The sequence below is a fragment of the Nocardia rhizosphaerae genome, from assembly GCF_042650365.1.
GTDB classification, from domain to species: Bacteria; Actinomycetota; Actinomycetes; order Mycobacteriales; family Mycobacteriaceae; genus Nocardia; species Nocardia rhizosphaerae.
In genome coordinates this window covers 336,285-360,952 of record NZ_JBHSBA010000015.1, presented here as the reverse complement: position 1 = coordinate 360,952, position 24,668 = coordinate 336,285, and the positions used below count along the sequence as shown (strand labels likewise).

The 24,668-nt window shown below is 69.9% G+C and carries 23 protein-coding genes; 11 read left to right on the top strand and 12 right to left on the bottom strand.

Features of this window, described 5'->3' with window-relative positions; translation table 11 throughout:
- Window positions 1-22 precede the first annotated feature (22 nt).
- The 4 genes from ACFOW8_RS23795 (at window position 23) to ACFOW8_RS23780 (ending at window position 2,924) form a co-directional block, all read left to right on the top strand.
- Window positions 23-922, top strand: coding sequence for an NAD(P)-dependent oxidoreductase (locus ACFOW8_RS23795; RefSeq protein ID WP_378553675.1), 900 nt, complete (start codon window positions 23-25; stop codon window positions 920-922).
- Complete coding sequence (locus tag ACFOW8_RS23790) at window positions 919-1,305, top strand: carboxymuconolactone decarboxylase family protein (RefSeq protein ID WP_378553674.1); 387 nt, start codon at window positions 919-921, stop codon at window positions 1,303-1,305. The genes ACFOW8_RS23795 and ACFOW8_RS23790 overlap by 4 nt, the downstream gene beginning before the upstream one ends.
- Window positions 1,306-1,338: 33 nt before the next feature.
- Window positions 1,339-1,926 (top strand): TetR family transcriptional regulator, encoded by a 588-nt coding sequence (locus ACFOW8_RS23785; RefSeq protein ID WP_378553673.1) that lies wholly within the window; start codon window positions 1,339-1,341, stop codon window positions 1,924-1,926.
- Window positions 1,927-2,015: 89 nt separating this feature from the next.
- Window positions 2,016-2,924, top strand: a complete 909-nt coding sequence (locus ACFOW8_RS23780; RefSeq protein WP_378553672.1) for a TIGR03564 family F420-dependent LLM class oxidoreductase — start codon at window positions 2,016-2,018, stop codon at window positions 2,922-2,924.
- 77 nt (window positions 2,925-3,001) lie between these two features.
- On the opposite strand, the gene ACFOW8_RS23775 is transcribed toward ACFOW8_RS23780, so the two are convergent.
- Complete coding sequence (locus tag ACFOW8_RS23775) at window positions 3,002-4,219, bottom strand: cytochrome P450 (RefSeq protein ID WP_378554650.1); 1,218 nt, start codon at window positions 4,217-4,219, stop codon at window positions 3,002-3,004.
- 319 nt (window positions 4,220-4,538) lie between these two features.
- On the opposite strand from ACFOW8_RS23775, the gene ACFOW8_RS23770 reads away from it, so the two are divergent.
- Window positions 4,539-5,441: a tyrosine-protein phosphatase gene (locus ACFOW8_RS23770; protein ID WP_378553671.1), complete on the top strand. Its 903-nt coding sequence runs from the start codon at window positions 4,539-4,541 to the stop codon at window positions 5,439-5,441.
- A gap of 57 nt (window positions 5,442-5,498) precedes the next feature.
- On the opposite strand, the gene ACFOW8_RS23765 is transcribed toward ACFOW8_RS23770, so the two are convergent.
- The 3 genes from ACFOW8_RS23765 to ACFOW8_RS23755 all read right to left on the bottom strand — a co-directional run bounded on the left by ACFOW8_RS23765 (window position 5,499) and on the right by ACFOW8_RS23755 (window position 10,160).
- Window positions 5,499-6,308, bottom strand: a complete 810-nt coding sequence (locus ACFOW8_RS23765) for an IclR family transcriptional regulator (protein WP_378553670.1) — start codon at window positions 6,306-6,308, stop codon at window positions 5,499-5,501.
- A 133-nt stretch (window positions 6,309-6,441) separates the two neighbouring features.
- Window positions 6,442-8,727 (bottom strand): ATP-binding protein, encoded by a 2,286-nt coding sequence (locus tag ACFOW8_RS23760; RefSeq protein WP_378553669.1) that lies wholly within the window; start codon window positions 8,725-8,727, stop codon window positions 6,442-6,444.
- Between the two features lie 158 nt (window positions 8,728-8,885).
- Window positions 8,886-10,160 (bottom strand): DUF58 domain-containing protein, encoded by a 1,275-nt coding sequence (locus tag ACFOW8_RS23755; RefSeq protein ID WP_378553668.1) that lies wholly within the window; start codon window positions 10,158-10,160, stop codon window positions 8,886-8,888.
- 368 nt (window positions 10,161-10,528) lie between these two features.
- Between ACFOW8_RS23755 and ACFOW8_RS23750 the strand changes: the two genes are divergently transcribed.
- The gene (locus ACFOW8_RS23750) at window positions 10,529-10,984 is read left to right on the top strand and encodes an NUDIX hydrolase (protein WP_378553667.1); all 456 of its coding nucleotides are present in this window, start codon (window positions 10,529-10,531) and stop codon (window positions 10,982-10,984) included.
- 199 nt (window positions 10,985-11,183) lie between these two features.
- On the opposite strand, the gene ACFOW8_RS23745 is transcribed toward ACFOW8_RS23750, so the two are convergent.
- Window positions 11,184-11,573, bottom strand: coding sequence for a MerR family transcriptional regulator (locus ACFOW8_RS23745; protein WP_378553666.1), 390 nt, complete (start codon window positions 11,571-11,573; stop codon window positions 11,184-11,186).
- Window positions 11,574-11,645: 72 nt separating this feature from the next.
- Between ACFOW8_RS23745 and ACFOW8_RS23740 the strand changes: the two genes are divergently transcribed.
- From ACFOW8_RS23740 to ACFOW8_RS23730, 3 genes are all read left to right on the top strand, one after another.
- Window positions 11,646-12,170, top strand: a complete 525-nt coding sequence (locus ACFOW8_RS23740; protein ID WP_378553665.1) for an SRPBCC family protein — start codon at window positions 11,646-11,648, stop codon at window positions 12,168-12,170.
- 217 nt (window positions 12,171-12,387) lie between these two features.
- On the top strand, window positions 12,388-14,379 hold the full coding sequence (ligA, locus tag ACFOW8_RS23735) for an NAD-dependent DNA ligase LigA (protein WP_378553664.1): 1,992 nt from the start codon (window positions 12,388-12,390) through the stop codon (window positions 14,377-14,379).
- Window positions 14,380-14,488: 109 nt separating this feature from the next.
- Window positions 14,489-15,310: a hypothetical protein gene (locus ACFOW8_RS23730; protein ID WP_378553663.1), complete on the top strand. Its 822-nt coding sequence runs from the start codon at window positions 14,489-14,491 to the stop codon at window positions 15,308-15,310.
- A gap of 65 nt (window positions 15,311-15,375) precedes the next feature.
- Here ACFOW8_RS23730 and ACFOW8_RS23725 read toward each other — a convergent pair whose 3' ends face one another.
- Entirely contained in the window at window positions 15,376-15,966 is a 591-nt protein-coding gene (locus ACFOW8_RS23725) for a TetR/AcrR family transcriptional regulator (RefSeq protein ID WP_378553662.1), read from the bottom strand.
- Window positions 15,967-16,276: 310 nt separating this feature from the next.
- On the opposite strand from ACFOW8_RS23725, the gene ACFOW8_RS23720 reads away from it, so the two are divergent.
- Window positions 16,277-16,762: a hypothetical protein gene (locus ACFOW8_RS23720; RefSeq protein ID WP_378553660.1), complete on the top strand. Its 486-nt coding sequence runs from the start codon at window positions 16,277-16,279 to the stop codon at window positions 16,760-16,762.
- A 132-nt stretch (window positions 16,763-16,894) separates the two neighbouring features.
- Here the strand turns inward: ACFOW8_RS23720 and ACFOW8_RS23715 are convergent, their stop codons facing one another.
- The 6 genes from ACFOW8_RS23715 to ACFOW8_RS23690 all read right to left on the bottom strand — a co-directional run bounded on the left by ACFOW8_RS23715 (window position 16,895) and on the right by ACFOW8_RS23690 (window position 23,370).
- Window positions 16,895-17,611 carry a TetR/AcrR family transcriptional regulator gene (locus tag ACFOW8_RS23715; protein ID WP_378553659.1) on the bottom strand — a complete coding sequence of 239 codons (717 nt, stop codon included), beginning with the start codon at window positions 17,609-17,611 and terminating at the stop codon, window positions 16,895-16,897.
- A 78-nt stretch (window positions 17,612-17,689) separates the two neighbouring features.
- Complete coding sequence (locus ACFOW8_RS23710; RefSeq protein WP_378553658.1) at window positions 17,690-19,903, bottom strand: acyl-CoA dehydrogenase; 2,214 nt, start codon at window positions 19,901-19,903, stop codon at window positions 17,690-17,692.
- Window positions 19,904-19,905: 2 nt separating this feature from the next.
- On the bottom strand, window positions 19,906-20,784 hold the full coding sequence (locus ACFOW8_RS23705) for an SDR family oxidoreductase (RefSeq protein ID WP_378553657.1): 879 nt from the start codon (window positions 20,782-20,784) through the stop codon (window positions 19,906-19,908).
- A gap of 34 nt (window positions 20,785-20,818) precedes the next feature.
- Window positions 20,819-21,697 (bottom strand): MaoC/PaaZ C-terminal domain-containing protein, encoded by an 879-nt coding sequence (locus ACFOW8_RS23700; protein WP_378553656.1) that lies wholly within the window; start codon window positions 21,695-21,697, stop codon window positions 20,819-20,821.
- Window positions 21,694-22,128: a type II toxin-antitoxin system Rv0910 family toxin gene (locus ACFOW8_RS23695; RefSeq protein WP_378553655.1), complete on the bottom strand. Its 435-nt coding sequence runs from the start codon at window positions 22,126-22,128 to the stop codon at window positions 21,694-21,696. The genes ACFOW8_RS23700 and ACFOW8_RS23695 overlap by 4 nt, the downstream gene beginning before the upstream one ends.
- Before the next feature lie 51 nt (window positions 22,129-22,179).
- Window positions 22,180-23,370 (bottom strand): lipid-transfer protein, encoded by a 1,191-nt coding sequence (locus ACFOW8_RS23690; protein WP_378553654.1) that lies wholly within the window; start codon window positions 23,368-23,370, stop codon window positions 22,180-22,182.
- Window positions 23,371-23,578: 208 nt separating this feature from the next.
- On the opposite strand from ACFOW8_RS23690, the gene ACFOW8_RS23685 reads away from it, so the two are divergent.
- Window positions 23,579-24,640: an alpha/beta fold hydrolase gene (locus tag ACFOW8_RS23685; RefSeq protein ID WP_378553653.1), complete on the top strand. Its 1,062-nt coding sequence runs from the start codon at window positions 23,579-23,581 to the stop codon at window positions 24,638-24,640.
- Window positions 24,641-24,668: the final 28 nt, after the last annotated feature.

Genomic DNA, 24,668 nt, shown 5'->3' with positions numbered 1-24,668 from the left:
CACCACTCTCCCAGGAGTTCCTATGAACCGGGCCACCGATCCCCCACCGCGCCTCGGCTACATCGGCCTCGGCACCATGGGCGCGCCGATGGCGCGCAGACTCCTCGACTGGCCGGGCGGATTGGTCGTGTGCGACTCACGCCCCGCGGCCACCGCGGACTTCGCCGCGGCCGGTGCCACGGTCGCCGACACCCCCGCGGAGGTCGCGGCCGCCGCCTCGATCATCTCGGTGACCGTGCTCGACGACGCACAGGTCGACGAGGTGATCACCGGCGCCGACGGCATTCTGCGCACCGCGCGGCCGGGCACCGTCGTCGCCGTACACTCGACCATCGCCGACAGTACCGCCGTCGACCTCGCACAGCGGTGCCGCGCACATGATGTCGAGCTCGTCGACGCACCGGTCAGCGGCGGCGTGCCCGGCGCGAAACAGGGCAGGCTGGCTGTGCTGGTCGGCGGCACCGACACCGCGTTCGCCGCGGTCGACGCGCCGTTGCGCCGCTGGGCGGATCTGGTGGTGCACACGGGCCCGGTGGGATCGGGCACCCGGATGAAGCTGGCGCGCAATCTGGTGCACTTCGTCGCCTTCACCGCCGCGACGGAGGCCGCGCGGCTGGCCGAGGAGTCCGGCCTGGATCTGCGCAAGCTCGGCGAGGTGGTTCGGCACTCCGACGCGGTGACCGGTGGACCCGGCGCGATCCTGTGGCGAGACAGCACCGCACCGCTCACACCCGGCGATCCGTGGCTGCCGATCATGGCGCACGTCCGCGATCTCGGCGCGAAGGACCTCGCCCTCGCGCTGCGCTTGGGCGAGCGGCTCGGCGTGGAACTGCCACTGGCCCAGCTGAGTTCGCGGCACCTGGCCGCCGGTCTCGGCCTCGCCGTGACCGGCACGACCGACATCGAAAGGAACACCGCATGACCGACGACGCCCGCACCCGCGGCCTCGACCGGATGCAGGAGGTATACGGCTGGCGGCCACCGGAGATCGATTCCGCGCATTTCGCCACCACCGTCGACCACCTCTTCGCCGAGATCTGGAGCCGCCCCGGCCTCACCGACCGCGACCGCCGACTGCTGCTGCTCGGCGCCCTGACCGCCCAGGGCCGGATCGAGACCGCCGAGATCCAGCTCCAGGGGGCGCTGCACAATGCCGAGTTCACCACCGAACAGCTGCACGAGATCGCCCTGTTCCTGTGCCACTACGTCGGCTGGCCCAACGGCACCCGGCTCGACAATGCCGTGCGCACCGTCGCCGAACGGCTACGCGAAGATGGTGAACCCCGCATGCGACGGCTGAAATAGCCGGTGAATCCGACACCCGCCTAGGATGGACTGGTGTCCGAAACGACGTCCGATTCCGCGATTCTCGAGGGTACCCGTCGCCGCCTGACCGAGAAGCAGGCCGACACCGTCGACCGGTTGACCAGGGCCGCGGTGGAGGTCATCACCAGGGAGGGCTACGCCGCATCCACCGTGCGGATGGTGGCCGCGGCGGCCGGTGTCGGCCCGGCCACGGCCTACACCTATTTCTCGTCCAAGGAGCACTTGGTCGCCGAGGTCTTCTGGCGCAGACTGCTGCAGCTGCCCGAGGTCGAGCTCACCGACGACCAGCCGACCGCCGAGCGGGTCGTGGTCACCCTGCGCCAGGTCTCGCTGCTCGTCGGCGACGAGGCCGAGCTGGCCGGCGCGGTCACCAGCGCCTTGCTCGGCCAGGATCCCGATGTCGCGCATCTGCGGGTGCGGATCGGCCGCGAGATCCGCAGGCGGATCGCCACGGCGCTGGGTCCCGAGCCCGACCCCGACGTCGTCGAGTCCTTCGAAATGCTCTACGCCGGCGCCCTGGTCCGGGCAGGCATGGGATACGGCACCTACGCCGAAATGGCCGACCGCATCGAGAAGTCCGTACACCTGCTGCTCGATTGACTTCCGCCCGGCCCGGTAAGACGCCCGGCCCGGTAAGACTGGAACGACGCCGCGTGATCGACGGATCCGCGCCGACCCATGGAGGACCCTTGCGTATCGGCATCATGCTCACCGACCGTCCCGGCCCCGACGCGCTGGACCGGCTCGCCGACGATCTCGCCGAAGTCGAGGCCGAGGGCTTCACCTCGGCGTGGCTGTCGCAGATCTTCGCCCTCGACGCGCTCACCGCGCTGACCGTGATCGGCAGCAAGGTGCCTGGGATCGAGCTCGGCACCGCCGTCGTGCCCAGCTATCCGCGGCACCCCGCCGTGCTGGCCCAGCAGGCCAGAACCACCGCGCTGGCGATCGGGCCGGGTCGGCTCACCCTCGGGGTCGGCCTGTCTCATCAGCGGGTGATCGAGGACGTCTACGGCTACGAGTTCACTCGCCCCGCCCGGCACATGGCCGAGTATCTCGAGGTGCTGCTGCCGCTGCTCGACGGCGAGAGCGTGGCATTCCGCGGCGAGACCGTCACCGCGCGGATCGGGCTCACCGTACCCAATCCGGAACCGGTCCCGGTGCTGCTGGCCGCCCTCGGCCCAAGGATGCTGCGCCTGGCCGGCGAGCGGACCGCGGGCACCACGCTGTGGATGACCGGGCCACGCACCGTCGCCGAGCACATCGCCCCGACCATCACCGCCGCGGCCGCGGCCGCGGGCAGGCCGGCACCACGCATCGTGTGCGCACTGCCGGTGTGCGTCACCGACGATCCCGAGGATGCCCGCGCCCGCGTCGCCAAGACTTTCGGGTTCTACGGTGACCTGCCCTCCTACCGCGCCATGCTCGATCGCGAGGGCGCCGCCGGCCCGGTGGACCTGGCGATCATCGGCACCGAAGACGAAGTCGCCGAACGGGTTCGGGCCATCGCCGCGGCGGGCGCCACCGATTTCGTCGCGGTGCCGGTCACCGGCGGCGACAGCGCCAAGCGCACCAGGGCACTGCTGATGTCGCTGGACTGACAGGCCCACCTGCGTCCGGCGCCGGCGCGATCACGCGGTCGCGCCGCCGGCCCGCCGCATTGTCCGGCGCCGGAGTGTCAGCGCGGCCGCACGGTCATCGGCAGGCCGGCGAAACCTCGCACGTTCACCGAATGCACCCGTTCGGCCGCCGCCACGTCGATGTCGTATCCGGTGATGGACTCGACGATGGCGGTGAGCCCGAGGTTCGCCTCCAGTCTCGCCAGGTGGGCACCGAGGCAGAAATGCACGCCGAGACCGAAACTCAGCAGGGTCTTGGCACTGTCGCGACCGATCCGATAGGCGGCGGCATCGTCGAAGACATCCTCGTCGCGGTTGGCGGAGGCGAGCAGCAGCAGGACACGGTCGCCCGCGGGAATCACCTGGTCGCCGAACGCCACATCGACAAGTACGCGGCGCAGCAGCAGCTGTGTCGAATTGTCGTAGCGCAGTGTCTCTTCGGTCCAGTCCGGCACCGCGCTCGGGTCGCCGAGCGGCTTGGCGACCTCGTCAGGGAAACGGTGTCCCCAGTACATGGCGTTGCCGAGCAGTTTGGTCGTCGTCTCGTTGCCCGCCACCACCATCAGGATGAGGAAGCCGACGATCTCCTCGTCCGAGAGCCGGGTGGTCCCGCCGTTCACGTCGTCGGGGATCTCGGCGTCGATCAGCACCGACACCAGGTCCGCACCGGGGTTGCGGCGCCGGTCGGCCACCAGTTCGCGGTAGTAGCGGGACAATTCGACGAAAGCGTGCACCGCGCGCTCCGGCACGTCGAACACGCCCTCCTCGCGGTGCACCAGCAGATCGGACTGGTTGCGCAGGTACGCGCGGTCGGCCTCGGGCACGCCGAGCATCTCCGAGACCACGTCCATCGGCAGCAGTCCGGCGAAGTCGCGGACGAAGTCGAACTCGCCCAGTTGCAAGCACCGATCCCAGTGCCGCGCGGTCAGTTCGGTGATCCGGTCGGTGAGTTCGGCCAACCGGCGCGGCGTGAAACCCGTCGACACCAGTTTCCTGATCCTGGCATGCCGTGGATCATCCATGGCGAGGAAGGACATCGCCAGGTGCGCGTCCGGCCGGTACGACATGGGGTCAAGGGACACACCCCAGCTGTTGGACAGCCGGACATTGTCGCGCAACGCGGCCCGCACATCGCGGTGCCGCGACAGTGCCCAGAAGTCCATCGGGTCGTTCCGGTACACCGGCGCTTCGGCACGCAGCCGAGCGTAGGTGGGATACGGATCCTCGTGGAAGGCGTAGTCGTACGGGTCGAACGAGACGAGCGTCTCCCGGTGCACGGCCACAGCGCACTCCCTCTCCGGTCGATCACCGGTGCGGCAACGTCTTTCCGCTCCACCCGAGGTGTCCATCCCATCCACAGGATCGGATTGGACATCTAGCTGGACATGTGTCTGGACATTATCACCGAGTGCGGAACGCGGCAATGGTCCCGAGAAAGGGATCGCCAGTTCCGCCTCACCGCCACTCCTACGCGATCGCTCACCGCTCACGGTGCCCGACACTGTCCGAGACAGTCGTGGCCCCGCCTGTCAACACCGATCCCGGTCGCCGATTGTCGCGATCGTCCCGCGCGCTCGCGTCGATACCGTCCTGTCCGTGAAAGCAATTCGCACGAAACACACTGTTGTCTCTTCGATTTCGACCGCGCTCATCTCGCTGGCGATGGCCGCCGTGGCCGCGTTGCCCGCGGCGCCCGCGGTCGCGGCGCCGAACGCGGGCGGGCATATCGCTCTGCAAGGCGCGGTGAATGTCCGCGATATCGGCGGCTTCCGTACCTACGACGGCGCGACCGTCAAGTCCGGCAAGGCGATCCGCGCCGATGCCCTGTCCGGACTCACCGACTCCGACGTCGCCACCATGGCGGGCCACGAGCTGGCCTCCGTGGTGGATCTGCGCACTCCGGGCGAGGTGCAGTTCATGGGTGCCGACCGATTGCCCGACGGTGTCCCCCTTGTCGCGCGGCCGATCGACGACACCGGGCTGTTCACCCAGATGATGCAGGTGATCCAGTCCAGGGATCCGCAACGTCAGCAGGAAGTGCTCGGTGACGGTGGTGCCGAGGAGATCATGCGCGGCGTGTACACCAGTTTCCTGAGTGCCGAGTCACGGGCCGCGTTCGGTACCACCGTGCGCGAACTCGCGGCCACCGACGGTCCGCTGCTCTACCACTGCACGTCGGGGAAGGACCGCACCGGATTCCTCACCTACGTCGTGCTGCGCGCGGTCGGCGTGCCGGAACACACCGCACGCCAGGACTACTTGCGCTCCAACGAGTTCCGTGCCGCCGCCGACGCGAAGCTGCGCGAACAGGTCGGGCAGGCCGGGTACATGGAGAACCCGGATCTGCTCATCCCGCTCCAGGAGGTCCGCGCCGAATACCTCGACACCGCCGTGCGGGCGCTCGAACAGCAATACGGCAGCTTCGGCAAATTCCTCACCGACGGTCTCGGCGTCGACGGCTGGACGCTGGTGAAGCTGCGCAAGAACCTCGTCGACTAGTACCTGGGTGGGTCGGTGCTCCCGCGCGGCACCGGCCCACCCGTACGCCGGACCCGATCAGCGGCGCCGCAGAGCGGTGTTCACCGCACACACGGCCTCGTCGGCGGCCTCGACCAGGATCCGGGCCAACTCGCTCGCCGCCGGCCGGTTCTCGCCACCCACCCGGCCCGACAACGACAGCGCGGCGATCCCGCCATGGCCGCCCGCCCGGATCGGCACCGCGACACACACCACATCGGCCAACGATTCGGCCCGATCGATCGCGACACCACGATGGCCGCGGACCAGGTCGAGTTCGCGGTGCAACGCGGCGCGGCTACCGATCGTCTGCGGAGTGCGCCGCGGCAACCGCGCCGGGAACGCCAGCTCGACGACGCCCGGCGACAGGGTGGCCAGCAGCGCCTTGCCGACCGCGGTGCAGTGCGCGGGCAATCTGCCCCCGAGCCGGGTGGGCAGGAAGTCGGCGCCGCGACCGACGGCCTTGTCGATGACGAGCACTTCGGGCCCGTCGAGCACGCCGAGGTGGGCGACCATGCCGGTACGTCGGCACAGCTCGTGCAGCAGCGGCCCCATCACGTCCCTGATCTCGTTGTGTTCGATGGCGAGTCCGCCGAGTTCCAGCGCCCTGGTCCCGAGGCGATAACCGCCGGGGGCGTGCGCGAGCCAGCGCAGCCGGATCATCTGGTCGATGATGCGGTGCACGCTCGAACGCGGCAGCCCGGTGCGTTCGGCCACTTCGACCAGCGTGCGCATCGGCGCCGGTCCGTCGAAGGTGTCCAGGATCAGGGTCATCCGCTCGATCATCGACGCCGGCGTGCGGCCCGGATGCGGTAAAGACGGTGACTCGACGGCGGTGTCGACGGTCATGGCTCACCTCACTGCTGTTCGCTGTGCTGTGGGCATCACTGTGCCGCCGCCGCGCCACGCGGGAATCCCGGAAACTACGGAGAGGGGGCGCGGGGACTACGGATATCCCGTTTCCGGTCACCGGGATTCGCTGCTACGCGGGGGAAGCCGCGCCGTGCCCGGTCCGTGCCCTGCCCTCGGCACGGGTGATCCAGGCGGCGATCTGGGTGCGGGAGGTGAAACCGAGCTTGGTGAGGATGTGGTCGACGTGGCTCTCGGCGGTGCGGATCGAGATCACCAGTTCCTGGGCGATCCGGCGGTTGCCGTAGCCGCGCCCGATCAGTCGCGCCACATCGCGTTCCCGGCGGGTCAGCACGTCGAGGCCGACCGGTTCGGCGCTGGTGACCGCGGACGGCGCGATGTCCATCGCGGCGTCGACGGCGTCCGCGGCCGACAGCGCGGCGCCCGCGTCGAACCGGGCAGCGAACTCCTGCTCGCCGAGTCCGGCCTGCACCTCGTCGCGGACGCGCTGCCCGATGAGCTGGGTCATCGTGTGCGCAAGGCGCTGCGAACTGCCCCTGCGCACGGCCGACGCCGCGCCCATCAGCCGGGCGGCGCGCACGTGGTCGCCCTCGGCTGCCGCCACCCAGGCGAGCCCGTCCACACTGGTGGCGATCCACGCACACCGGTCGAAGCGCCGCAGCAGCTCGATCGATCGTCGCAGGGCGGCCACCGCGCCTGCCGGATCGCCGTCGCGCTGCCGCTGGGTACCGACCGCCCAGTACGCCAGTCCGCCGAGCAGGTGGGAGCCGTGTGCGGTGGTCAGCGCCATCAACTGGTCGGCGAGGGCGGCGGCGAGCGGGTCGTCCAGGGCCAGCGCGCAGACGGCGGCGAAGGCCAGGCTCTCCATCTCCACTCGCGGGTGCGCGCACGCGCGGGCCTGCTCCGAGACCGCAACGGCGATGTCGAGCGCGCCGCGCGGCTCACCCGACCCGAACACCGACACAGCCCGTGCCATCTCGGCTTCGGCCCGCACCTGCACCGACCCGGTTTCGGCGGCGATCTCCGCGGCGGCCGAGGCGAACTCCGCGGCTGTCGTCGTCTCCGAACGCATGGCCGCGATCGCCGAGCACGCGGCCAGCGCTCTGGCCCGGTCCACGGTGTGCTCCGGGTTCAGCGCCAGCGCCTCGGTCAGCCAGCGGTAACCCTCCAGCAGGAGATGGCAGTGTTCCCAGAACGGCCACAGGTCGGTCGCGAGTTCGAGCGTGCGTCCCGCCCCCGCCGGGTCGCCGAGGCCGAAGTGCAGTGCCGCACGCAGATTGGCATGCTCGCGGGCGACGTCACCGAACCAGCGGGTGTCCTCGGCGTTCCAGTATTCGTCGCGTCCGCGGCGCGCGAGCCCGGAGAAGTAGTCGCGGTGCGCGACGCGGACGGTGTGCTCGTCCCCGCGCGCCCGCAGCCGATCTCGACCGAACTGACGCAGCGGTTCGAGCATCGTGTAGCGGCCGGTCCCGTCGCGAGCGGGCCGGTAGGCCAGCACGGACTTGTCGACCAATCCGGTCAGCGCGTCCAGCAGGGTGTGCGGTGCACCGACCCGGCACACGGCTTCGGCGGCGGCCAGGTCGACCCCGCCCGCGAAGACCGACAGCTGTTCCCACAGGCGCTGTTCGTCGGGGGTGCACAGGTCATAGCTCCAGCGGATCGCCGAAGCCAAGGTCTGCTGGCGCTGCGGCGCGGCGCGCAATCCCGTGGTGAGCAGGCCCATCGCATCGTCGAGCCGGGCGAGGACCTGTTCCGGAGTGAACATCCGAAGCCGCAATGCCGCCAGTTCCAGCGCGAGCGGGATGCCGTCGAGCCTGCGGCAGATCGCGGCCAGGGTCGCGGCGTTGTCCGAGCTCGACCGGAACGCCGGGTCGGCCGCGACGGCCCGCTCGACGAGCAACCGCGTGGCCGGGCTGTCGAGTTCGGCGCGCTCCGGGTCGGGTACCGGAAGCGGCGCCACCGGCAGAATCTGCTCGCCCGCCACCCCGAGCGGTTCCCTGCTGGTCGCGAGGATCCGCAACCCGGTGGTCGCGGGCACGATCCGGTCCGCGAGCGCGGCGCACGCGCCGATCACATGCTCGCAGTTGTCCAGGATCAGCAGCAGCTCGGCGGTGGCCAGGAAGCCGGTGAGCGCGGCCAGCGGCTCACTGGTGTCATCACGCAGCCCGAGCTCGCGTGCCACGGTCGACGCGACCAGGTCGGGATCGCTGACGTGGGCCAGTTCCACCAGCCACACCCCGTCGGGAAAGGCTCGCCGCACGACCGCGCCGACCTGCCTGCTCAGTCGGGTCTTGCCGACGCCACCCACACCGGTCAGCGTGAGCACCCTGGTGCCGCCGAGCAGCTTCCTTGCCGTCGCGACATCGTCGTCGCGGCCGACGAAGCTGGTCACTTCCACCGGGAGGTTCCCCGGCACCTGCCTGCCCACGCCCTACTCTCGCACGCACACCGGCACGGTGTCCCCGGATCGCGGGTGGCGTCCGGCGGGCACGAATCGACCGACGACCGGAAGCAGGCGTCGCGCGGCCGCGCGACGCCTGAGCGCGCGGGTTGCCGCTATCGGCGCACGCGTACCGAGCGCCGATGCTCCGGTATCAAGCGCATCGCCTGGTCGAGCCGGGTCTCCGCGGGCCAGGCGACGATATCGACTCCGACCGAACCCATATCGCGATACATCGAGGCACGTTCGAGTTGCCACATGCGCGCCATGGTCGGGTCGAGGTCCTTCGCGAACGGGGAACCACGCAGCACGTCGACCGCGACCACCACGTGTCCGCGTTTGCGCAGGTCGATCAGGGCCAGCGCGAATTGGGTGTCGAGCAGCGTGGAGAACGCGACGACGATCGCCCCGATCGGCACCGCGGCATGCGGGGCCAGGGTACCGGTGGTGGCCACATGCTCGTCCCCGACATCGAGGACGGTATCCACGACCCGGTAGAACTGTCTGCGCCCGATGTCGGGCCGCAGCCAGCGCGGGGAACTACCGAGGCAGACGACAGCGGTACGGTCGCCTGCCTGCAGGGTGGACTGCACGATCTGCGCCGCGCCGCGGACGGCCAGCTCCAATGCCGCCGAGGCGGGCCCCGGCGCCTGCTGATAGTTGTCGACGAGCACGACCACCTCGGCCGAACGATTGGTGAACCGCTCGGTCACATAGAGTCTGCCGCGCCGCGCGCTCACCGGCCAGTTCACGGTCCGCACCTGATCACCGGGCGCGTAGGCGCGGATATCGGCGTATTCCACGCCGGGACCGTGCTTGCGGGTCAGGTGGGTGCCGATGCGGTCGGGAAGTTCGATGCGCGGCAGCCGAACTCGCTGTGGATCGGCGATCGGATAGACGTAGATCTCCGCCGCGACGACCTCGGCCGTAGCGATCGCGAGCCCCGCCGGGCTCGACGCGACGATCCGCGCCACCACCGGGAAGCGGCCCCACCGCGCCGACCGCATCGCCACCCGCATCCCGGCCGGCGCGACGCCGGAGTCGTGCTGTTCCTCGATCCGCAGGTCCAGCCCGAACGCGGGCAGCGCATGCATGCGCACCAGGCCGTATCCCCGCTCGACGAATGCGGCGATACTGCAGGTGACCTCCTCGTTCTCGAAACAGCGCACGGTGCCGCCGCCGTCGACCTGCAGCGTCGTCGGATGCCGCTGCCACGGTGCGGTGACCAGCACGCCGAGCATCGGCGCGGCGAACACCACCAGTTGCCATCGCCCGAGCGCGACCGCCGCGGCCAGCGCCACACCCGCGCACCCCGCCAGCCAGAACACCAACGGCCCCGGCCGCCACCGCAGTTCGACCTCGACCACGGTGGTTCGGTCACGATGCTTCACGCTCCGGCCACCCCGTCCCATCCACGTCATCCACGCCGAGTCCGGCACATGGTCACACGGCGACCAGGCCGGCTCGCCCCGACGGCGCAAGGTTTGGAACGGGTGCTCGAGAACCGGCCCCGGCATAGTGCGGACCAACAGTTCCTTCGCCGACCTACCGAGCCGGCCCACCGGCCTGCCACGCCGAATCTCGCGCTCGGGCCACCGACGCTGCGGGCGTGGGCGATCCGTGGGCCGTCATGATGATTCCGGCCGACGACCTGCCGCCCGATTCGCCCGCATCGCGGGCTCCGGGGACGTAGCGTTGTCACCGACCGCTGCCGCCGGATCCGGCGGCAGCGGATCAACCGTGTCGAAGTCGAAAGTCGGTGAGTGCATTGGTATCTGAGCTGGAGTTCGCGGAACTGTCACGCCGGGCCGAAGTCGACGGTACCGCTCCGAGAGTCGGTGCCATCATCGATCGCGAGGGAAAGGTACTACTACTCGCGCGACACGACAGCGGCCCGATCAAAGCCACGCTGAAACTTCCCGGTGCCACCGTGGGGCCGCGGGAGTCCCTCGCCGAGGCGGTCGTCCGGGGTGTGTACGAGGAGACAAGCCTGGTGGTCACCGGGATTCGGCACCATGTCGGGGACTTCGACTACCTGTCCCCTGACGCCCGTCCGGTCCGCCGCCTGCATTTCGCGGTGGACGTCGCGGCCACCGATCGGATCCAGCTCACCGCCCATGCCGCGTACGTCTGGGCGCCGCTCGACGGTGACCTGCCGGTGACATCATCGATCCGCCGCATCCTCGACGCCTATCGCGAACTCGTCGCAGGCTGACGTCGGCGAGCGGAGCGGCTCGAGATTCAGAACTGGTGGTCGTCCTGGCGCCTGCGCGGCCCCGATCCTTGCGCGGCGAGCCGATCGTCCGGGTCGAGGACACGGCAGGTATTCAGGGACCGACAGCCGCACCCGATGCAGCCGATCAGTTCTTCCTCGAGCCGGTCCAGCTCGCGTCGGCGCGCGTCCGCTCCGGCGATCAGGCCCTGATGTCCCCCGGCGCGGATGCTCGGTGCGCGCGGGCACGTCGCTCCAGTCGTCGCTGCTCGCGCGCGAGTTGCGCACCGAGCGCGCGCAAGTCGGCGATCTGCTGTTCCACCTGGTGGCGTTTGGTCGCCAGTAGCGCCGCGCCCGCAGCGCAGTCGATATCGTGGGCGCGCACGCCCACGAGCACCTCGCCGATCTCGGTGAGGGAGAAGCCTAGTCGCTGCATCGCGCGCAGCAGGCGCACCTGGTCGACCAGCTCCTCGGGGTAGTCGCGGTAGTTGCCGTCGGTGCGCTCGATGTGGCCGAGCAATCCGCGTCGCTCGTAGAACCGCAGCGCGTGGCGTCCGACACCGGTCCGGGTTTCCAGCTCACCGATCAGCATGTTCGATTTCACCTTGACTGTAGACGTCGGTCTACACCCTAGTCTTCGATCTCCTGATCCGAAGGAGACGAGATGTACCTCTTGGCCGATGCCACTGTCACCGCGCCCTGTCCGAGCGCGGACGCGTTCGCCTACATCGCCGACCTGGAGACCTTCGCCGACTGGTTCCCCGGTGTCCGCTCGGTCAGCAGCACCGACGCGCTGCCCCCGGCGACCGTCGGCAAGCGATACCTCGAAACCGTCGCTCTGCCTGGCGGGCGAACCCGCCGGATTCCGCTGGTGGTGTGCGCGGCGGCCGCGCCGCATCGCCTGGTCACCGAGGGTGCGCTTCCGCTGCTCCGGCCGCGGATGGTGATCGATATCAGTGCGCGCGGGACCGACCGGTGCACGATCCGGTGGCGAATGTACAGTCGCGCAGGCAATCCCCTCCTGCGCTGGACCGTCGTCGCCGCCGCCGCCGTCGTGCTGCGCAGGCGGGCCCGGCGGGCTCTGCGCACCCTCGCCGGTCGCCTGGACGACCAGGGTTCCCCGATCCGGTCGCCCGCGCAGCCCGGCTGTCGGCCGGAACAACATTCGAGGCGCGGTCATATGAACTAGCGCAACGTTGGGCTCGGCGACCCCTGTCTCGTCTTCCGACTTCCCTATCGTCGAAGCGTCGCCCACGGTGGGCGGCCGGTCCCAACACCGTAACCAGGTCCGCTCGCGGATGGAGTGCCCTTCCAGCTCCGCGGGCGGGCCTTTCCGGTCACGCGCAGACCGACTCTCCTCGGCCGTTCGCCGATCTCGTCGGTGGGTATCGGTAGCGTCTCCTGACGTGGACACAGGGGAACGTATCCAGGAACTCGCCGAGCGTGTCGTCGCCTTGCGCGAGGCCTACTATCAGGGCTCACCGCGGGTCGCCGATGCCGACTACGACGCGATCGAGGACGAGCTGCGGGGACTGATCACGGCGAATCCCGAGCTCGCGCCGGACCCGAATCCGCTCGATCAGGTCGGTGCGCCCGCGGCGCTGCACGCTCCGGTGCGGCACTCGCGGCCGATGCTCTCGCTGGAGAAGGCCACCACTGCGGAGCAGGTCGAGGCGTTCTTCGACCGTTTCCCCGGCCAGTCGGTGGTGGTGATGCCCAAGCTCGACGGGCTCTCGCTCGCGGTGGTCTACGAGGACGGCCGACTCGCGCGGGCGGTGACCCGTGGTGACGGCACCACCGGTGACGACGTGACCCCGCTGGTGCGCGCCCTGGTCGATGGCGTTCCCGCGCGGATCGATGTCACCGGCCGGGTGGAGGTGCGCGGCGAGGCGGTGATGCTGCGTTCGACTTTCGCCGCCTACAACACCGCGCATCCGGACAAACCACTGATCAATCCGCGCAATGCCGCCGCGGGCACGCTGCGGGCGAAGGACCCGTCGACGGTCGCCGAGCGGCGCCTGCAGTTCTTCGGATTCGACCTGGACACCGCCGACGACGGCGCGGCGGTCGACCTCGCCGACGGGCTGGCCGCGCTCGGCATCGTGGGCGCGCGCATGACCCATTGCGCCGACGCCGCCACCGCGCAATCGGCGATCGCCGCCATCGAGCAGACCCGCAACGACCTCGACTACGACATCGACGGCGCGGTGTTGCGGCTGGCCGACCGCGAGGCCTACGCCGCCGCCGGAACCCGGTCGAGCTCGCCGCGTGGCGCGCTGGCGTTCAAGTTCGCCGCCGAGGAGAAGACCACCGTGCTGGCCGAGGTGGTCTGGGATGTCGGCAAGACGGGCAAGATCGTGCCGGTCGCCTGGCTCGAGCCCGTATTCGTCGGTGGCACCACGGTGACCAAGGCGACGCTGGCCAACCAGGAGGTGATCCGCGCCCGCGACATCAAGGTGGGTGACACGGTGCTGGTGCGCCGCGCGGGCGACGTGATCCCGTTCGTCGCCGGTGTGCTCGACGCGTCGCTGCGCACCGGGCAGGAGCGTGAGATCGTGCCGCCGACGGTCTGTCCTTCCTGCGCACAACCGGTCACCGAGCAGGGCAACAGCCGGGAACTGTTCTGCACCGATGTCGCCTGCCCCGCACAGACCGTGCGCAGGCTCATCCACTGGGCCTCGCGCTCGGCCGCCGACATCGACGCCGTCGGTCCGGTGTGGATCGAACGTCTCGCCGAGGCCGGCATGCTGGAACACCCCTCGGACTTCTACACCCTCACCAAGGAACAGCTCCTCGAATTCGACCGCGTCGGTGAGGTTTCCGCCACGCGGATGATCGATTCGATCGATGCCAGCCGGGCGGTCGGGCTGCGGCGCGCCCTCATCGGCCTGGCGATTCCGATGGCCTCCGACGGCACCGCCGCACGGTTGGCCAGGGCCGGCTTCGGCACGCTGGAGGAGGTCGCCGACGCGGGTGTGGAACGCCTGGTCGCGGTCGAGGACATCGGCCCCAAGGTCGCCGCGTCGCTCACCGAACATCTCACCCGCCTTCGCCCCGAACTCGACCGGCTGCGGGCCGCTGGAGTCGATCTCGATGTCCGCGCGGAAGATCTGCCGCCCGTCGTCGCCGCGGGCGCTCCCCTCGAAGGCAAGACCGTGGTGATCACCGGCGCCATCAGCGACCCACGCTCCGGCGAGAAGGTCACCCGGCCGGCCTTCCAGCGCCTGTGCGAACAGGCGGGCGCCACCACCACCTCCTCGGTCTCGGCCGGCACCGACCTGCTCATCACCGGCGCGGGCGTCGGCGAAGCCAAGACGAGCAAGGCCGCCGCCCTCGGCGTCGAGATCGTCGACCAGGCCCGGATCTGGACGCTGCTGATCGAGGCGAAGCTGGTCTGAGGAAAGCCGCTCAGGGCGAGTGGCCGATCGCCGCGATACGTAACGCGGCGGCCGCCAAAGCCGACGGCCATGGTGTGAGTTGAGCTTCTCGAGGAGAGTCGGAGGGCACGTGAGAGCCGGTCTGATCAGGCGAACAGCCACGGTGGCCGGGGCCGTGGGTGTCCTCGGGCTCCTCGGCTACGGCGGTCCGGCGGCCGCAGCGCCGATCGTTCCGGGCGGCACGGTGGCAGGTGGTCCAAGCGCGACCGAGTCACCCGGTGTCGATCCGTTCGTTCACCGCAAGGACACCCGGTTCGTCGCGGCGCCTGGCGGCAATGGGCACGGCGGCGACAACGGGAACAACGGGAACTCCAACCCAGGCAACGGCAACGGCAACCAAGGCAACGGCGGCGGCAACCAAAGCAACAACGGCAACACCAACCCAGGCAACGGCAACGGCAACCAAGGCAACGGCGGCGGCAACCAAGGCAACCAGAACCCCGGCAACCCACCGAACCCGCAGGCCCCAGCGCAGGAACTCCCGCCAGAGAACCCCGCGCCCGCCGGACCGTCGGAGCCGGATGCGGCGCAGCCCGATTCGGCGCAGCCCGATTCGGCGGAACCGGACGGAACGCCGGGCGACGACTCGCCCGGGGGTGGGGGCGCTCCCGGCGGATCCGCCGAGGCTCCCGGGTCTTCGTCTCCGGGCGGACCGGGTGAGTCGCCCCCCGCGCCTGCCCCTGGCGGCGGAGCGGCCGTCCCCGTGCACGAAGTGGCGCCCACCAGTGATACCGACACACTTCCCGATCCCGAGCTGCTCTCGGTACTCGGCGGCCTGCTCGCCCTCGGCCTCGCCGGCGGCGGCTCGGCGGCGGTCAGCTTCCACACCGCGGCTCAGGCTCAGGCCCGCGTCGATGCCGCCCGAGCCGAGTTCTTCGGCCGACCTGCCTGATCGCGACCATCACCGAAGCGTTCCGCAGTCCCGGTCACGAATCTGCTCTCGCGGCTTTCTCGAAGTCAGTCACGGCGGTTCGCCGCACCGACGACCCGCCGGAACAAAGTCTGTACCGCGGCGGTGACGTCCTGGTCCGGCCGGTGGTGGCAGGGGCCGATGTAGGCGTGGGTGAGGAAGTCGGCGGTGAGGTCGGGGTCGGGGACATCGAACTCCCCGGCGGCGGTGCCGTCGCGTAGCAGCCGTACCAGCAGGTCGCGGGCGGCATGCATCGGTTCCTCGCCACCGGCGGCGCCCAGTTCGTGGAACAGCAGGTGATAGAGCTCGTGATCGTCGCGTTCGGCGGCCAGCCACTCGGCGACCAGCGCGTCGAGCCGGTCGGTCCAGCTCAGGTCGGTGCGCTCCAGCAGTGCGGCGGGTTCGGTGAGCATGCGCCGCCACATGCGTGCCTGTAGTGCCGCGAGCAGTTCCTGCTTCGAGGTGAAGTACAGGTAGACCGTGCCCTTGGCCACCCCGGCGCGGGCGGCGGCCTTGCCGATGGTCAGGGCGTCGTACCCGTCTTCGAGCAGCAGTTCGGCGACCGCGTCGAGGATCTGGCGGCGGCGCACTTCCGGGGGCTGGAAACGGCCGGTGGGGCTTGGCCTGTCGGCGGGCACTGGTTCTCTCCTGTGGATCGACTGGCGTTCGGTCAGTTCTCGGCTCCCAGAATGTCATGGCGTGCGCGCCGACAACCACCAACGCGGCCGCCCGCCGACCGCGGGTTGGTCACCGCGACCGACACCCGCTGTCGGTGCCGGTCGGGTCCGCTCCATGGAGGTCTCCTCGTGCCCCGTATCGCCACCGCCTTCCCCGACTACCTCCTGCGCATCGGCGACCGCACCGCGCTCTACACCGCGGTCGCCTCCCACACCGGCGCGCAACGGGTGCTGTACCCCGGCATCGCACCCGTCCTACGTGTGGTCCGATGTGACGTACCTCGACGAGAACGCGCGGGCCCGCAAGGCCTTCGCCGACCCGGGCCGACCGTTGTCGCTGCTCCGTGCCCACCGCCGCTACACCGCCGAACCGGCGATCGCGTTCGTTCCCGGCGACTCCACGCGCACCCTCGCCGAACTGCTCGCAGGCCGGTGGGATCTGGCCATCTCGCTCTATGCGGGACCGATCTCCGAGCATGTCGCGCGCTGTCTGCGTCCCGGCGGATGGCTCCTGGTCAACAGGAGCCACGCCGACGCCGGACTCGCTCACCTGAACGCGCGCTTCGAACTCGCCGCCGCCGTCCACCACCGATCCGGCACGTACCGGCTGAGCACCGACGACCTCGACCACTACTTCCAGCCCGCTCGCCCACCCCACCCCACCCGCGAGGAGCTCCTCGCCGACGGGCGCGGTGCCCGATACCTCCGCCCCGCCGACGCCTACCTGTTCCGTCTCTCCGGGCCCACCGGACGCTGACCCGGCCACTCCCCGCACCCGACAGCTGGGTCACCTAGGCCCGGTATGACCGTCGAGGCGTTGACAATCCGTCCTCGGCCGCCCCCGAGCTCGGCGATCTCCGTTGACGGACGCTGCCGGGTGCGCGCCTGCTCACCGGGGCTCGGTGGCCGAGCCGAACAACTCCGTCACCGGTGTCTGCGCCCGCACCTCGACGCCGATATCGGCCATCGCCACCGTGATCGTATGCAGAATCCAGCGTTGCAGCGAGTGCGACAGCGCTTCGGCGGAGACCGGCCGCATCCCCCGGCTGAGCCAGCGATTCACCGCACTGTCGACCATCCCGACGAGGGCGAAGGCGAGGGGTTCCGCAATATCGTCGGCCCCGTCGGCGCGGGCCATCGCGGCGGCGAGCAGCTGTGTCGTCTGCACGGCCACCGCGGTCCTGGCGTTGGACACCGAACGAGACCCGCCGACGCTCTTCTTGGTGGAGCCCGACGCCAGGAACTGGTGCAGGTGCGGATTGGTGACGATCCAGCCGATGTAGGTGTCGACGGCGCGGGTGACCGCGGCGCCGACGGTGCCTTCGGGCTCGAGCACCGGCGTCAACCTGGTCATGAGTTCGGAGATGATGCGGGTGCGAACCTGCTCGTCGAGGTCGTCACGATCGCCGAACAGGCGGTACACCACCGACCGTGGCACGTTCGCCCGTTCGGCGATCTCCTTGACACCGACGTCGACCCCGGCTTCGCGAATCGCGGTGATCGCCGCGTTCAGAATCCGGTCGCGGCGCTCCGCCTTGTGCCCGTTCCACCGCTGCGACCGGCCGTCCGTGACTTCGGCTCGCGGGGCGGATTTCGGGCTCGACATCATCGCGACGCTACACGATCGACGACCGGGCACACCGGGTCGACCGACCGCATCCGCACCGGGCGATGCGGCAGGCACTCACCCCTGCACCGCCGCGTCTCTCGGCAATCCGAGCATCCGCTCTCCGATCACGTTGAGCTGCACCTCGGTGGTTCCGCCGTAGATGGTGGTGGCCCGGCCCGCGATGAGCTGTTCCATCGCGTGGTCGCTGCGTTCACCCGGCACCGAGACCACCCCGGCCACCCCGAGCTCGGCCACGACGAATTCCGAAATCGCTTGCCCCAGTGCCATTCCCAGCAGCTTTCCGACGCTGGAGGCGGTCGAGCTGTCGATGCCGGACAGTTGCGCGAGCACGACGCGCGCGCCGATCACGTCCACCGCCCTGCTCTCGGCCATCAGCTCGCCGACGTGGTAGCGAGCCACCGGCGAAAGGTCACGGCCGATCGCGAAGCGCAGCAGGTCGGTGTCGGTGGCGTAGGCCTCCATCTTCTGGCTCAAGGCCACCCGCTCACCGGCCAGGGTCGTGCGGGCCACGTGCCAGCCGTCGTCGACCGCGCCGACCACGTTCTCGTCCGGGATGAACACCTCGTCGAGGAACACCTCGTTGAACAGGGCCGATCCGGTCATCTCGCGCAGCGGGCGCACCGTGATCCCCGGCGTGGACATGTCGAGCACGAAGTAGGTGATGCCCTCGTGCTTGGGTTTGTCCGGGTTGGTGCGCGCGATCAACATGGCCCAATCGGCGAACTGCGCGACCGTGGTCCAGATCTTCTGCCCGGTCACCTGCCAACCGCCGTCGACCTTGACCGCCTTGGTGGTCAGGCTCGCCAGGTCCGAGCCCGCACCGGGTTCGGAGAACAGCTGGCACCACACCAGCTCGCCACGCAGCGTCGGAACGACCAGTTCGCTGCGCTGCCGATCGTCACCGTGCGGAACGATCGCGCCGACCGCCCAGGTACCCATCAACAGCTGCGGCATCGGGATGCCCGAGGCCTTGATCTCCTGGGCGATCACGACCTGCTCGAGCGGCGAGGCCGACCGGCCGTAGGGGCGAGGCAGGTGTGGCAGGTTCCAGCCGCCGTCGCCGAGCGCGACGAGCTGGGCGTCCTCGTCGGTGATGGCGGCGATCCCTGCCAGTTCGGCCGCGATCGTGGCCCGGATCCGCTCGGCCTCCTCTGGCAGTTCCAGCTCACCCGACAGCGTCGCGCCCGACAGCGCGTAGCCGGCGACGACCTCCGCGCGGTCGTGCCGGGACCCCAGCTGGCCACGCAGCGCCAGCGCGCGCCGATAGTACAGGTGGGCGTCGTGCTCCCAGGTGAAGCCGATGCCGCCGTGGACCTGAATGCAGTCCTGCGCCACCGACACCACCGCGTCCGGGGTGATGAGCGCCGCGATCGCGGCCGCGTAGTCGGCGTCGGCGTCACCGCGATCGAGCGCGGACGCGGCGTCCCACACCACGGCACGCGCCTTCTCCAGCGCGATGCCCATCTGCGCGCACTTGTGCTTGACACCCTGGAACTGCCCGATCGGACGACCGAACTGCACGCGGGTCTGCGCGTAGGCCGCCGCGGTGGTCACACACCACGACATCACCCCGATCGCCTCGGCGCCGTAGACCACCGCGGCGATCGAGCGCACGCGGGTCGCGGGGATGTCGAGCACTCGCTCGGCGGGAATCGTGATCGCGACGGCCCCCAGCCGTGCCGTGGCGCGCAGGACGTCCACGTTGTCCTGGTCGGTGACGGTCAGCTCGACGCTGTCGAACGCGACCCAGCGCTGCGCACCGTCGACGGTCACCGGCGCCAGGACGACATCGGCCGATGCCGCGCCGACGACACCATCGGCGGTGCCGTCAACGACCAGGGCGCTGTCGCGCAGCTCCCCGGTCAGGTCGGCGGACAGCGCGACCGCGCCGGTGCGCGAGCCGTCGAGGAGCGCGGGCAGCTGCGCCAGGGCATAGGCGCCGCCGTCCGCGGCGAGCACCGCGCTCGCCAGCACGGTCGGTACGTACGATCCGGTGTGCAGGCCCCGGCCGATCGGCTCGAGTGCGACAGCTTGGGTCAGCAGTCCCGCGCCCTGCCCGCCCGACTCCGCCGGGACATGCAGACTCAGCAGATCCTGCCCGACCAGGGCATCCCAGAAGGGCAGCCGTTTGCCCGATTCGGTCGATTCGACCGCCTCGCGCACCAGGTCGGCGGTGATGGTGCGCTCGACGAATCCGGCCACCGCGTCGGCCAGCGCCCGATGGTCCTCGCCGACGCCGATCCCGAGTGCGTAGCTCTCCCGCGCCATGGCTAGACACCTGCTTTCAGCTGCGCCGCGACCAGGTCGATGCTCCACGGGCCGTCGGTCTCGACCGTGCGGACCTCGTGCCAGCCCGCGAGTTCCATGATCGCTCCGCCCTGCACCGCGAACACCTTGCCGGTGATCGGGCATTCGGCCTCGGCCAGATGGGCGACCAGCGGGGAGATGTTGGCCGGGGCGAACGCGTCGAACTCGCCGTCGGGCACCTCGGCGGCGAACAACGCGCCCATGCCGGGGGTCGCCAGGGTGAGCCGGGTGCGCGCGATCGGCGCGATCGCGTTGACGCGCACGCCGTAGCGTTCCAGTTCGTCGGCGGCCACCAGGGTCAGCGCGGCGATGCCCGCCTTGGCCGCGCCGTAGTTGCCCTGGCCTGCGTTGGGCATGAAGGTGCCGGAGGCCGAGGCGGTGTTGATCACCGACGCCGACACCGCGTGCCCGGCCTTGGTCCGCGCTTTCCAGTAGGCCGCGGCATGGTGCAGGGTGGCCGCGTGCCCCTTCAGGTGCACCGCGATGACGGCGTCCCACTGGGATTCGTCCATTCCGGCGAGGAACGCGTCACGCAGGATGCCCGCGTTGTTGACGACGACATCGAGGGCGCCGTACTCGCCGACGGCTTGGTCGACGAGTGCCTTCGCGCCGTCCCAGGTGGCGATGTTGTCGGTGTTCGCGACCGCCGCACCGCCCGCGGCGACGATCTCGTCGACCACCTGCTGCGCGGGCCCGGCATCGCTGCCGGATCCGTCGTTGGCGCCGCCGAGATCGTTGACGACGACCTTGGCTCCTTCGCGGGCGAACAGCAGCGCGTGTTCCCGACCGATGCCACGACCGGCACCGGTGATGACAGCGACGCGTCCGTCGAGCTTTCCCATGAGTTGTCTTCCCTTGGCTCAGGTGTGGTGGATGTCAGGAGTCGGCGAACTCGACGCGACCGTCGGTGATCGCGATCTCGCCCGCGGCCTCGGTCTCGAAGGCGAAGGCGCGCAAGCCCGCTCCGGCAGACCCGGTGGGCCAGAATGTGGTGGTGATGTCCTGACCGGGCAGCACCGGCTTGGCGAATCGCACGGCAAGGCGGCGCAGGCGTGCGGTGTCGCCGTCGGCGAGTTCGGTCAGCGCGGCCCACGACGTGAACGCCATGGTGCACAGCCCGTGGTTGATGATGCCGGGAAGGCCTGCCATCCTGGCGATCTCGTCGTCGAGGTGGATCGGCATGGGGTCACCCGACGCGGGCGAGTAGCGGAAGGTCTGGTCGGTATCGATGTGCGCGGCGACCTTCGCGGCGGGCTCACCGGCCCGATCCGCGTCGGTGATCCGGTGGCCCGGTGCGGTGTCGCCCTCCCCCGGCCCGGCATCGACCTTGCGGAAGAAGGCGGTCATCCACTGTTCGTTGACCAGTTCCCCTGCCGCGTCCCGTGTTTCGGCGTAGACGACGACGGTGGAACCGTTGGGCTTGCCCGTGTAGCCGATCGGCTTGGCACGCACGACGAGTTCGTCACCGGCCACGATCGGCCGGTGGAACAGGAAGTCCTGTTCGCCGTGCACGAGCTTCATCAGCAGTTCGACCGGAGCCACCGACAGCGCGGCGGGCGCCATCGAGGTGAACACCGGGACCACGGCGAACACCGGTGGGGCGACGGCACCGCAGCGGTGCTCGGCGACGGGATCGTTCGTCGCCGCCGCGTAGTCCGCGATGCGTTCGGCCGTGACCGGGAACCGTTCTTCGTCGGTCCACTCCCCCAGGCCGGAGCCGTCGAAGACGACTCCGGCGGATCCGGTCCCGGTCACGCCGTGGCCAGCTCGGCGAACTTGGCCATCGACGTCTCCAGATCGGCGGTGCAGTGCTTGGCCACCGCCTTGCCGATCGGGCCGACGATCATGGTGCCGTTGAAGCTCGCGTCGAACTTCGCCGCGGAACCGGAGGCGGTCGGCTCCACCTCGAGTTTGAACTCGATGGTGACCCCGGCCATGCCGGTGCCGGTGATCCGCAGGAACTTGTTCGGGACGACCTCGGCGACGGTCCACTCGATCTTGTTGGCCATGTTCATCACCGACACGACCTCGATGAAGCGCGAGCCCGCGGCGAGCTCGGCGGGGAGCTCGCTGCGCCAGCCCTGGTGGATGGTCAGCCAGTCCTCCCAGTGCGCAAGGTCGCTCAGGCGCGTCCACGCCGCTTCGGGGGTGATGGGCAGTTCGGTGGAGACGGAAACGGAAGCCATCGGAGTACTCCTCGGGTTCTCGGAAAGGGAAGTCCTGTCGGAGCGACAGGATCAGCGGTTGGCCGGGCGGTAAGCGGTGACGACGACCGCGCCGCCGAGGCCGATGTTGTGTTGGAGGGCGAGCCGCGCGCCCTCGACCTGGCGGGCGTCGGCGGCGCCGCGCAGCTGCCAGGTGAGTTCACTGCACTGGGCCAGGCCGGTGGCGCCGAGCGGATGCCCCTTGGAGATCAGGCCGCCCGACGGATTGACCACCCACCGGCCGCCGTAGGTGGTCGCGCCCTCGTCGACGAGGCGACCACCTTCACCGACGGCGCACAGCCCCAGCGCCTCATAGGTCAGCAGTTCGTTGGTCGAGAAGCAGTCGTGCAGCTCGATCACGTCGACGTCCTCGGGACCGAAACCGGCCTGGGCGTAGACGGATTCGGCCGCGGTGCGGGTCATGTCCGCGCCGACCAGATTGATCGCGGAATTGCTCGCGAAGGTCGACGCGAGGTCGGTGACCATCGACTGGCCGACGATCTCGATCGCCCGCTCGGCCAGATCGTGCCGGTCGACGAAGGCTTCGCTCGCCAGCACGACCGCGCCGGACCCGTCCGAGGTCGGCGAACACTGCAGCTTGGTGAGCGGGCCGTAGATCTGGTTGGCCGCGAGCACGTCCTCGAGGCTGTACTCCTTCTGGAACTGCGCGTACGGATTGTTCACCGAGTGCCGGTGGTTCTTCACGCCGATCGCGGCGAACTGCTCGGCGGTGGTGCCGTAGCGTTGCATGTGCTCCTTGCCCGCCGCGCCGAACATGTACGGCGCGGGGGGCATCGCGAACTCCTGCAACTCGGCCAGCGCCAGCAGGTGCCGCATCATCGGCTGTTCGCGGTCGTCGAAGGTGGATCCGAGCGAACCCTTCTGCATCTTCTCGAAGCCGAGCGCCAGTGTGCATTCGGCGAGACCACCCCGGACGGCCTGCGCCGCGAGGTACAGCGCGGTGGATCCGGTGGAACAATTGTTGTTCACGTTGACCACCGGAATACCGGTCAGCCCCAGCTCATAGATCGCGCGCTGGCCCGAGGTCGACTCGCCGTAGACGTACCCGACGTAGGCCTGTTCGACGGACTCGTAGGCGATCCCGGCATCCGCGAGCGCCTTGGTGCCCGCTTCCCGTGCCATGTCGGGGTAATCCCACTCGCGTTCACCCGGTTTCTCGAACTTCGTCATGCCGACACCGACGACGAACACCTTCTGCGTCATAGGGAGAACTCCTGTGCGTATGCCGCGTATCCAAGTATCTAGGACACGTTGTATCAGTAAGCTATATGGGACACTATGTCCAAGTCAATAGGCGGCAGGCGACCGTAATGGACGCTCGAACGGCGGAAGGCGGTTGCGCCGACAAGATGACTGAGACATCATGTCCAGGTCAATACGCGCCGTCGCGCGTTGGTGAAGGGGGTTGCAGGTGAGCAGCTGGGAAGTCGCGATGCGCAATATCGGCGCGCTGTTCGGCGAGGGCATGGAGCCGCGAGTGCCGACGCCTTCGGAGGTCGTCTACAGCGCGCCGCATCGCACCCTGCGCCGCTACCGGCGCTCGGGCCCCGGCACCGGGAACCCGATCCTGCTGGTTCCGCCGCTGGCGGTGACGATCTCCTGCTACGACCTGCGACCAGGGCAGAGCCTGGTCGAGTTCCTGCTGCGGTTGGGCCGGGAGGTCTACGTGATCGACTACGGCGAGATCACCTACGCCGATCGGCACCTCGGGTTCGAGGAATGGGTCGACGACATCGTCCCGACGGCCATCCGCACCGTCAGCGCCGCGCAGCGACAGGCCGACGTCGACGTGATCGGATGGTCGTTCGGTGGCACCATCAGCCTGCTGACCGCCGCCGCCGACGCCGGGCTGCCGATCGCGTCGGTGACCGCGGTCGGCACCCCCTTCGACCAGCGGCGCAACGGCGCGCTCGCCGTGGCACACGCGATCGCCCGCCGGACACCGAGCACCCTGGTCACCGCCCCGATCCGGGCGGCGGGCGGCGTACCGAAACACGCGGTCCGGCTCGGCTTCCGCGCCCAGGCGCTGACACGCGAACTGGGCAAACCGTGGTACATCGCCCGGCACGCCACCGACACCGAGGCACTGTCGCGCATGCAGGCGGTCGACCGATTCATGGACCAGATGCCGGGCTATCCGGGCCGGTTCTACCGCCAGGTCTACCAACAGCTCATCGCCCGCAACGAAATGTGGACCGGCACGGTGCATCTGCACCCCAACCGGGCTATCGAACTCGCGAAGGTCGCCGTTCCGGTCCTCCTGATCGGCGGCCGCCACGACAGCTTCGCCGCAGCCGCCTCCGTCGCGTCCGGGACCGACGTACTCACCGGGACCTCGGCCCGCTACACCGAAGTCGACGGCAGTCACCTCGGCATCATCGCGGGTCCCGGCGCACGGACCGCGGGCTGGGCGGCGATCCGCGACTTCCTCACCGGCCGGGACGCGCAGGCGCCGTGCGGTTCTTTCCCGTGACATAGCGCCCGATCGCGGGCGCCGCGCC